This window comes from Roseovarius salinarum, from assembly GCF_002834145.1.
Classification (GTDB): Bacteria; Pseudomonadota; Alphaproteobacteria; order Rhodobacterales; family Rhodobacteraceae; genus Roseovarius; species Roseovarius salinarum.
In genome coordinates, this window is sequence record NZ_PHNT01000010.1 from 122,967 (window position 1) to 132,238 (window position 9,272).

The window sequence follows — 9,272 nt, forward strand, 5'->3', positions numbered from 1 at the left end:
AAGGGGCGGATCATGAGCGGCAATCGCAGCATTTTCGAGGAAGTGGGCGAAGAAGGCCCGCAGAGCCGGCCGCAGGGCGGACTGATCGACCGCGGCCGCGGCGGCGCGCGCCGGGCGATCCGGGCGTGGCTGATCGCGCTGTTCACGCTGGTGGTGGTGATGATCGTTGTGGGTGGCCTGACCCGTCTGACCGACAGCGGCCTGTCGATCACCGAATGGAAACCGGTCACGGGTGCGCTGCCGCCGATGTCCGATGCCGCCTGGGAAGAGGAATTCGAGAAATACAAGCAGATCCCCGAGTTCCAGATCCAGAACAAGTGGATGGCGCTGGAGGACTTCAAGGTCATCTACTGGTGGGAATGGGGCCACCGGCAACTGGGCCGCGTCATCGGTCTGGTCTGGGCGGTCGGCTTCGTCGGGTTCCTCGCGGCCCGTAAGATCCCGCCGGGCTGGACGGCCCGGTTGCTGTTTCCCGGCCTTCTGGGCGGCGTGCAGGGGGCCGTGGGCTGGTGGATGGTCGCCTCGGGGCTGGAGGACGGCATGCTCGACGTCGCCAGCTACAGGCTGGCCACGCACCTGGGCCTGGCCTTCGTGATCCTCGGCCTGCTGGCCTGGTACGTCTTCATGCTGGGGCGCGAGGAACGCGCGCTGATGCAGGCCCGCCGCGGCCGCGAGGCAAGACTGTTCACCCGCGCCACCGGCTGGCTGCACTTCGCCTTCCTGCAGATCCTCGTGGGCGCGCTCGTGGCGGGCATCGACGCCGGGCGCACCTACACCGACTGGCCGCTGATGGCCGGGCAGGTGATACCGCCCGACCCCTTCGCGCTGGAGCCCGCGTGGCGCAACGTCTTCGAGAATCCCGGGCTGGTGCAGTTCGTCCACCGGGTGCTGGGTTACCTGCTGCTGGCCTACGGCGTCTTCGCCTGGGTGACGGGGCGGCGCAGTGCGCATCCGGCCACGCGCACGGCCTTCACCGCGGCCTTCCTCGCCCTGCTGCTGCAGGTCGTCCTCGGGATCGTCACCGTGATCTACGCCGCCCCGTGGCAGGTGGCCATCGTGCACCAGTTGCTGGCCGTGGTGGTCTGGGTTCTGATCCTGCGTGCCCGGTTCCTGAGCCTTTACCCGCACGCGCAATCGCTAAGGGGGGCCTGAGATGGCAGCCTATGACGAGCTGATGGCGCATGAGCGCGCCACCCAGGCGCTGGAGCAGGTGGCCGGGCGGCTGAACTGGGACCAGGAAACCATGATGCCCCGCGGGGCCGCCGCCCAGCGCGCCGAGGAGGCCGGCGCCCTAAAGGCCGTGATCCATGCCCGCCGGACCGACCCGCGCCTGGGCGATTGGCTCGCGCAGGCACGGGCGCCGGACGCGGCCGGTCAGGCCCAGCTGAGACTGATACGCCGCGCGTACGCGCGGCACACCCGCGTGCCCGCCGGGCTGGCGGAGACGCTGGCGCGCACCACCAGCCGTGCGCAGGGTGCCTGGGCCGAGGCCCGCGCGGCCGACGATTTCGCCGCCTTCGCACCGGTGCTGGCCGAGGTGCTGGCGCTCAAGCGGCAGGAGGCCGCCGCGCTGGCCGAGGGACGCGACGATGGCGACCTTTACGATGCGTTGCTGGACGACTTCGAGCCGGGCGCCCGGACGGCCGACCTGGTCCCGATGTTCGAGGCCTTGCGGCCGGCACTGGTGGACCTGCGCGAACGCGCCCTGGCCGCGCCGCCCCCCGCACCCGTGACCGGCCATTTCGACGAGGCCAGGCAGATCGCGCTGGCCCGCCGTCTGGCGCGCGCTTTCGGCTATGACGAAACGCGCGGTCGGCTGGACACGGCTGTGCACCCCTTTTCCGCGGGGTCGGGCGACGACGTGCGGATCACCACGCGCACCGATCCGGGCGATCCCTTCAACTGCCTTTATTCCACGATCCACGAAACGGGCCACGCCTGCTACGAGCAGGGGATCGACCGCGCCTACGCGCTGACACCCGTGGGGCAGGGCGTGTCTATGGGCGTGCACGAAAGCCAGAGCCGGCTTTACGAGAACCAGCTGGGCCGGTCGCGTGCCTTCTGCCACTGGTTACACGGCGAGATGCGCGACACCTTCGGCGACCTGGGCGTCGAGGGGGCAGAGGGTTTCTACCGGGCGGTCAACCGCGTCCACCGCGGGTTCATCCGCACCGAGGCCGACGAGGTGCAGTACAACCTGCACGTCCTTTTGCGGTTCGACCTCGAGCGCGCGATGATCGCCGGCGACCTTGCTGCCGGGGATCTCGAGGCGGCATGGAACGACCGGTTCGCGGCCGATTTCGGCTACGAGGTGCCGAACCCCGCGCAGGGCTGCCTGCAGGACGTGCACTGGTCGGTCGGGCTGTTCGGGTATTTCCCGACCTACACGCTTGGCAACGTCTATGCCGGTTGCCTGCACGCGGCGTTGCGTGCCGATCTGCCAAGGCTCGACGACGACCTTGCAAACGGCGACCCACGGGCGGCCACGGCGTGGCTTCGCGCGGCGCTCCAGCGGCACGGCGGTCTGCGGACACCGCGCGAAACGATCGAGGCGGCGTGCGGGGCGCCCCCGTCGGAGGCGCCCCTGGTGACCTATCTCGAAGAGAAGTTCGGCGCGCTCTGCGCCGACTGATCGCGCCCGACGTCGGCGTCGATCAGACGTCGGCGAAGATGTTGTCGGGGTTGGACAGCGCGGTGTCCGCCGAATTGTCCCGCAGCTGCAGCGGCGCGAGGCGAAGCCCTGTCCCGGGACGGGGCGTGTGGTTCTGCGCGGCGCTCATCCGGCGCGGCGTGACATGTCCCTCCCGGACCGCGATGTGGCGGGGCCGGGCACGGCGGTGCAAGAGGTCGATCCGGCGAAGGTCGCGGCGCCCGAGACCCGCGTAACTCAGCAGCACGCCGCAGACCAGGGCAAGGTCACGCCAGAAGGCGCCCATGCCGACCGGGTCGGCATAAAGGAAGGTCTGGACGGCGCTTGAGCAGAACACGAACAATGCAAGCACCAGCGCCGACATCCGGACGGCGATCCCGGCCATGAAGGTCAGGCTGAAATAGAGCAACAGCGCCGAGCCCAGCACCTGCGCCGTCGTGGCGTCGGCGAAAGCGACGAACAGCGCCGCCTTGTCAACGCCCTGGATCAGCCCCATGGCCAGCGCGAGGAAATAGCTTCCGATGACGATCCGCAGCAGGTTGATCCCCCGCAGATCGATGACCCTGTCCATCATTTGGCTCGAATTCCGTTTCACGATCCACATCCCCCGACCAAGATCCATGAGTGGCGGCCCGGCTTACGCCCAGCCAAGACCATCATCGCGCCCGATTGGGGCGACATTCGTCCGCAATGGCAGCTTTTTGCGGGCACGAATGTGGCGGGTTTCTGGCAGCGGTCAGGTGTCGTCGGCGCCGCCGGGGTCTTCCGCGTCATCCGCCCCGGCCTCGGCGATCCAGGCCACGCTGACGACCTTTTCGTCCTTGCGGGTGTCGAAGACCTTCACCCCGCCGGCGTTGCGCGACCGGAAGCTGATGCCTTCGACAGGCACCCGGATCGATTGCCCGCGCGACGTGGCCAGCATGATCTGGTCGTCGGGGTCCACCGGGAACGAGGCCACGACAGGACCGCCGCGCATCGCCTTGTCCATCGCCTGCACGCCCATGCCGCCACGCCCCCGCACGGGGTAGTCGTGGCTCGAACTCAGCTTGCCGGTGCCCGCCGCCGTGATGGTCAGGATCAGGTTTTCCGCCGCCGACATCTCGGCATAGCGCGCCTGGCTTATGCTTCCGCCCGGCGCCTCTTCGGCCGCGCCCGTGTCGTCGGCAATCCCGGCCACGGCGCGACGCATCTTCAGATAGGCCTCGCGTTCCTGCGGCGTGGCCTCGAAGTGGCGGATCACCGACATCGACACCACCCTGTCGCCGTCCAGCAGGCGGATGCCGCGGACGCCGGTCGACTTGCGGCCCTTGAAAACGCGCACCTCGGTGGTGGGGAAGCGGATCGCGCGCCCCGAGTCGGTGACCAGCATCACGTCGTCCTGCTCGGTGCAGATGCGCGCGTTCACAAGTTCGACGCCTTCGGGCAGATCCATGGCGATCTTGCCGTTGCGCTTGACGTTGGTGAAATCCGACAGCGCGTTGCGCCGCACATCGCCGGCCGAGGTGGCAAAGACGATCTGAAGGTCGTCCCACCGGTCCTCGGGCGCGTCCACCGGCATGATGGCGGCGATCGAGACGCCCTGTGGAATGGGCAGGATGTTGACCATGGCCTTGCCGCGCGAGGTTCGCCCGCCCAGCGGCAGGCGCCAGCACTTGAGCTTGTAGACCATGCCGTCGGTGGTGAAGACCAGAAGCGGCGTGTGCGTGTTGGCCACGAACAGCGTGGTGACCACGTCCTCGTCCTTGGTGGCCATGCCCGACAGCCCCTTGCCGCCGCGTTTCTGCGCGCGGAAATCGGCCAGCGCGGTACGCTTGATGTAACCGCCCTGCGTGACGGTCACCACCATGTCCTCGCGCTCGATGAGGTCCTCGTCCTCCATGTCGCCGGCCCAGTCGGCGATCTCGGTGCGACGCGGCACGGCGAATTGTTCGCGGACCTCGCGCAGCTCGTCGGCGATGATGCCCATGATGCGCTCGCGCGAGGCCAGGATCGCGAGGTAGTCCTTGATCTTGCCCGCGAGCTCGGCCAGTTCGTCGGTCACTTCCTGCACGCCGAGCTGCGTCAGGCGCTGCAATCGCAGGTCCAGGATCGCGCGCGCCTGCCGGTCGGACAGGTTGTAGGTGCCGTCCTCGTTCGCGCGGTGCGTCGGGTCGTCGATCAGCGCGATGTATTCGAGGATGTCGTCGGCGGGCCAGCGGCGCGTCATGAGCTTCTCGCGCGCCTCCGCGGCATCGGCGGAGGCGCGGATGGTGGCGACGACCTCGTCGACGTTGCTGACTGCCACCGCCAGCCCGCACAGGATGTGGCTGCGGTCGCGGGCCTTGCGCAGGTCGTGGGCGGTGCGGCGCGCGACGACTTCTTCGCGGAACGCGACGAAGGAGGTCAGGAAGCCGCGCAGCGTCAGCTGCTCGGGCTTGCCGCCGTTCAGCGCCAGCATGTTGCAGCCGAACGACGTCTGCATCGGCGTGAAACGCCAAAGCTGGTTGAGCACCACGTCGGGCGTTGCATCCCGCTTGAGCTCGATCACCACGCGCACGCCTGAACGGTCGGACTGGTCCTCGACGTGGGAAATCCCCTCGATCTTCTTTTCGCGCACGGTTTCGGCGATGCGTTCGATCATCGCCGCCTTGTTCACCTGGTAGGGAACCTCGTCGATCACGATGGCGAAGCGGTCGCGGCGGAATTCCTCGACCCGTGTGCGCGCCCGGACGAGCACGCTGCCGCGCCCTTCGAGATAGGCCTTGCGCGCCCCCGAACGGCCAAGGATGATCCCGCCGGTTGGGAAATCGGGGCCGGGCACGTAGCCGATGAGCTGTTCGCTCGACAGGTCCGGATCGTCGATCAGTGCCAGCGTCGCGTCGATGATCTCGCCCAGGTTGTGCGGCGGGATGTTCGTGGCCATGCCGACGGCGATGCCGCCCGCGCCGTTGACCAGCATGTTGGGAAACCGGGCGGGCAGGACCGTCGGTTCGCGGTCCTTGCCGTCGTAGTTGTCCTGGAAATCTACGGTGTCCTTCTCGATGTCGGCCAGCAGCGCCTGCGCCGGCTTGTCCATCCGCACCTCGGTGTAACGCATGGCCGCCGGGTTGTCGCCGTCCATCGAGCCGAAGTTGCCCTGGCCGTCCAGCAGCGGCAGCGACATCGAGAAATCCTGCGCCATCCGCACCAGCGCGTCATAGATCGCCGCGTCCCCGTGCGGGTGGTATTTCCCCATCACGTCGCCCACCGGCCGCGCGGACTTGCGGTAGGGCTTGTCGTGGGTGTTGCCGGTTTCGTGCATGGCGTAAAGGATGCGCCGGTGAACCGGTTTCAGCCCGTCGCGCAGATCGGGGATCGCGCGGCTGACGATCACGCTCATGGCGTAGTCGAGGTAGGCGGTCTTCATCTCCTCGGTGATAGAGACCGTCGGCCCGCCGTGATCGGGGCCGTCGGGTGCGTTTTCGTCAGTATTGTCAGGGGGTTGCGGCGTGTCGCTCACGTTTTGACCTGTCCGGTTCGCGTTATCTATATCTAGTTGGACGGCTTATATCAGTTTCACGATATGGGGTGCAATGGCAACCGGTCGCAAACATCCCGTGTCCGCCCCGTCCGGAACGATTTGTGCCAGTGGACGGCCGTTCCGGCGGGTCGTGCAGCGCGGCGTCGGGGGCCGCGTGTCGTCCTTGGCGGCATGGTCCGCGCCACCGGTGTCCGGGCGGTGGCGGTCAGCCGTCGCGCGGGTCGGCCAGCCGGGCGATGTCGGGCGGCTCCGACTTCACCTGGCGCGTGACGATGTAGGTCATGTAACGTCCGATGCCGAGGTCCTCGGCCAGCAGCGCCTCCATCAGCGCCTGGAAATCCGAAAGCCGGCGCGTCACGATCTTGAGCACGTAGTCCATCCCGCCGCCCGTGGCGAGGCATTCGACGATGGCGTCGGTGTCGGCGATGCGCCGCTCGAAGCGCGCGAAATCGGCGGCCCTGTGGGTGGTCAGCGACACGGTGACGATGACGGTCGTGATTTCGCCCAGCCGATCGAGCGCGATCTCGGCGCGGTAGCCGCGGATCAGCCCCGCGCGCGTCAGGCGGCTGACCCTTTCGCGACAGGGCGTGGGCGACAGGTTCACCAGTTCCGCCAGCCGCGTCTTGCTGAGGGGTCCGTTGCGCTGAAGGGCGCTTAGGATGCGTATGTCCGCGGCATCAAGGGCGGTCTTGGTCATCGGGCGGTCCTGTCCTGTTGCACCGGCCGGGGCGGTGCGCGCTCGGCTCACGCTTGCACAATGCCGGCCGCTTTTCCAGTTGCCCGACACGGCGGCACAGCATTGGCAGCCAGTGGCGGTCTCTGCCAACATATTGTTTTCGTTGAAAACGCCATGGCTTGCGGCATGATGGAGGGACAACAACCACGAAAAAGACCATGACCGACAGGAGCAGACACACGATGGCGATGACCGAAACCGAGATGATGCTGAAAGGCTACGGGCTGACCACGGCCGAGTTCTTCTACCACATGCCGGACCACGTGCATGTGCTCAACACCTTCATCTGGCAGGACTACGACCTGGAACCCGACCATCCGCGGCTGTTCGAATTCATCGAGTTCTGGCAGACCGAGATCGACGGTCCGCTGCATTCGGTGCGTTTCACCCACCGCAAGCTCATAAGCCCCGGCGAGTGGCGTCACGTCACGGGCGAATTCACGCTTCACTAGGCGCGGCCGGCGGCGCCGCGCCTTCCGCACGGGTCAGGGGATGATGCGGGTGTATTTCATTCCCTCGAGCGAGGCACCGGCCAGCAGACCGGCCTGCCCGAAGATCACCGCAACCACCGGCGCCGTGGCCGTGGTCGTGTCCGCGCGCAGGTTCCCGCCCTGGTCGCTGATGACATACTCGATGTCGGCCCCCGCGACCCAGCCGGAGCCGCGGCGGAACCGTTCCAGCGCCGCCTCGGTCATGAAGAACAGAACGTGGGCGAACTGCTGCGCGCCGATCTGGAAGCCGACGCTGCCCTTGGTGGCCGAGTAGTAGTCGACCGTGGCGTTGCCCACGCGCAACGCGCCGCGGCCGTAGCCGCCACCGAAGCCGAAGCCCGCCTCGGTGACCAGCGGCATCACCAGCATGCCGTTGGATTTCGCCGCCAGCGGGACCGTGTTGGGGTAGTTTTCGTAAAGATGGTTGAGGGTGGCGTTCACCCGCGCATCGATGCGTGCCGGCCCGGCGCTGCCCACGCCGTTGCCACATCCCGCGAGAACCGGCACGCCCGCGAGGGCGCCCAGCGTGAAGCCGCGTCTGGTCAGATTGCTCATGGATCCTGCCCGTGTGTCTTGCCTGTGTGCCGGTCGGTTTTCTCTTGGTCCGGCTGATGCGCAGTATAGGGGGGCACGCCCCGGCTGTCACGCGCGCAATGCGGTCTGCGCGAAGTCCCGCGGGTCAGCCGTGCGCGGCCATCCGGCGTGCGGCCTGCGGTGCGAAATATGTCAGGATGCCGTCGCATCCCGCCCGCTTGAAGGCCATGAGGCTTTCCATCATCGCGCGCTCGCCGTCGAGCCAGCCGTTCTGCACCGCCGCCTGGATCATCGCGTATTCGCCCGAGACCTGGTAGGCGAAGGTGGGCGTGCCGAAAGCATCCTTCACCCGGCGGCAGATGTCGAGATAGGGCATGCCCGGCTTGACCATGACCATGTCCGCGCCTTCGTCCAGGTCGCGCGCCACCAGCCGCAGCGCCTCGTCGGTATTGGCGGGATCCATCTGGTAGGTCTTCTTGTCGCCCTTCAACGCCCCCGAGGCGCCCACCGCGTCGCGGAACGGCCCGTAGAAGGCCGAGGCGTACTTCGCGGCGTAGCTCAGCAGAACCACGTGGCTGTGCCCCGCGTCCTCCAGCGCGGCGCGGATCGCACCGATGCGCCCGTCCATCATGTCGCTCGGCCCGATGATGTCGACGCCCGCCTCGGCCTGGCTCAGCGCCTGTTTCACCAGCGCCTCCACCGTGGCGTCGTTGACGATCTCGTCACCGCGGACGAAGCCGTCGTGGCCGGTGTCGGAGTAGGGGTCGAGCGCCACGTCGGTCATCACCGCCAAGTGCGGGACCGCGTCCTTTATGGCACGCGTGGCACGGTTGGACAGGTTGTCGGGGTTCCACGCCTCGGCACAGTCGGCGCTGCGATCCTCGGCGCCGGTGTAGGGAAACAGGCAGACCGCAGGGATCCCCAGGTCCGCCGCTTCGCGCGCGGCGTGCACCACCCGGTCGATGCTGCGGCGGACCACGCCGGGCATCGAGGGCACCGGCTCTTCCACGTCCTCGCCCGCACGCACGAAGATCGGCCAGATCAGGTCGGACGGCGACAGGGTCGATTCCGAGACCAGGGCGCGGATCGCGGGACCGCGCCGCAACCGGCGCGGGCGAAAGGCGGGAAAGCGGCCTTGAACGGGATGCATGGGCGGCGGGTCCCCGGATTGTTTCGGACCGTCCTTGATTGGCACGGATACCGGCCTGCCTCAAGGGGTTGAACCGCCCCGGGTTTCCGAGAGGGTAAAACTCTCAGAGGATGACCGTTATGGAATCGAAGAAGAAGCACACCCCGACATACACGGCCGAGTTCCGCGAGCGCGGCGTTCGTCTGTATCGCGAACACCGGTCCGATTACAGC

General features: G+C 67.8%; 8 protein-coding genes. 3 read left to right on the top strand and 5 right to left on the bottom strand.

Translation table 11 applies throughout. The features are described from left to right. Positions 1-12 precede the first annotated feature (12 nt). Together ctaA and CEF10_RS10830 are read left to right on the top strand one after the other, a co-directional pair. A complete protein-coding gene (ctaA, locus tag CEF10_RS10825) occupies positions 13-1,152 on the top strand; it encodes a heme A synthase (protein ID WP_101068183.1) in 1,140 nt (379 codons plus the stop codon). 1 nt (position 1,153) lies between these two features. After that, positions 1,154-2,632 carry a carboxypeptidase M32 gene (locus tag CEF10_RS10830; RefSeq protein WP_101068184.1) on the top strand — a complete coding sequence of 493 codons (1,479 nt, stop codon included), beginning with the start codon at positions 1,154-1,156 and terminating at the stop codon, positions 2,630-2,632. A 22-nt stretch (positions 2,633-2,654) separates the two neighbouring features. On the opposite strand, the gene CEF10_RS10835 is transcribed toward CEF10_RS10830, so the two are convergent. The 3 genes from CEF10_RS10835 to CEF10_RS10845 all read right to left on the bottom strand — a co-directional run bounded on the left by CEF10_RS10835 (position 2,655) and on the right by CEF10_RS10845 (position 6,846). Next, positions 2,655-3,221, bottom strand: coding sequence for a hypothetical protein (locus tag CEF10_RS10835; protein WP_232796475.1), 567 nt, complete (start codon positions 3,219-3,221; stop codon positions 2,655-2,657). Between the two features lie 165 nt (positions 3,222-3,386). Beyond that, positions 3,387-6,128 (bottom strand): DNA gyrase subunit A, encoded by a 2,742-nt coding sequence (gene gyrA, locus CEF10_RS10840; protein WP_101068186.1) that lies wholly within the window; start codon positions 6,126-6,128, stop codon positions 3,387-3,389. A gap of 226 nt (positions 6,129-6,354) precedes the next feature. Beyond that, positions 6,355-6,846, bottom strand: a complete 492-nt coding sequence (locus tag CEF10_RS10845; protein WP_101068187.1) for an Lrp/AsnC family transcriptional regulator — start codon at positions 6,844-6,846, stop codon at positions 6,355-6,357. A gap of 221 nt (positions 6,847-7,067) precedes the next feature. Between CEF10_RS10845 and CEF10_RS10850 the strand changes: the two genes are divergently transcribed. Next, positions 7,068-7,337, top strand: coding sequence for an usg protein (locus CEF10_RS10850; protein WP_101068188.1), 270 nt, complete (start codon positions 7,068-7,070; stop codon positions 7,335-7,337). 33 nt (positions 7,338-7,370) lie between these two features. Here the strand turns inward: CEF10_RS10850 and CEF10_RS10855 are convergent, their stop codons facing one another. Then, on the bottom strand, positions 7,371-7,931 hold the full coding sequence (locus CEF10_RS10855) for a lipid-binding SYLF domain-containing protein (protein ID WP_101068189.1): 561 nt from the start codon (positions 7,929-7,931) through the stop codon (positions 7,371-7,373). Positions 7,932-8,055: 124 nt separating this feature from the next. After that, positions 8,056-9,060, bottom strand: a complete 1,005-nt coding sequence (gene hemB, locus CEF10_RS10860; RefSeq protein ID WP_101068190.1) for a porphobilinogen synthase — start codon at positions 9,058-9,060, stop codon at positions 8,056-8,058. Positions 9,061-9,272 lie beyond the last annotated feature (212 nt).

What these genes read in the sequence shown, in the direction of transcription:
- ctaA (WP_101068183.1), top strand. Translation starts at nt 13, where the DNA reads ATGAGCGGCAATCGCAGCATTTTCGAGGAAGTGGGCGAAGAAGGCCCG.
- CEF10_RS10830 (WP_101068184.1), top strand. Translation starts at nt 1,154, where the DNA reads ATGGCAGCCTATGACGAGCTGATGGCGCATGAGCGCGCCACCCAGGCG.
- CEF10_RS10835 (WP_232796475.1), bottom strand. Translation starts at nt 3,221, where the DNA reads ATGGACAGGGTCATCGATCTGCGGGGGATCAACCTGCTGCGGATCGTC.
- CEF10_RS10845 (WP_101068187.1), bottom strand. Translation starts at nt 6,846, where the DNA reads ATGACCAAGACCGCCCTTGATGCCGCGGACATACGCATCCTAAGCGCC.
- CEF10_RS10850 (WP_101068188.1), top strand. Translation starts at nt 7,068, where the DNA reads ATGGCGATGACCGAAACCGAGATGATGCTGAAAGGCTACGGGCTGACC.
- CEF10_RS10855 (WP_101068189.1), bottom strand. Translation starts at nt 7,931, where the DNA reads ATGAGCAATCTGACCAGACGCGGCTTCACGCTGGGCGCCCTCGCGGGC.
- hemB (WP_101068190.1), bottom strand. Translation starts at nt 9,060, where the DNA reads ATGCATCCCGTTCAAGGCCGCTTTCCCGCCTTTCGCCCGCGCCGGTTG.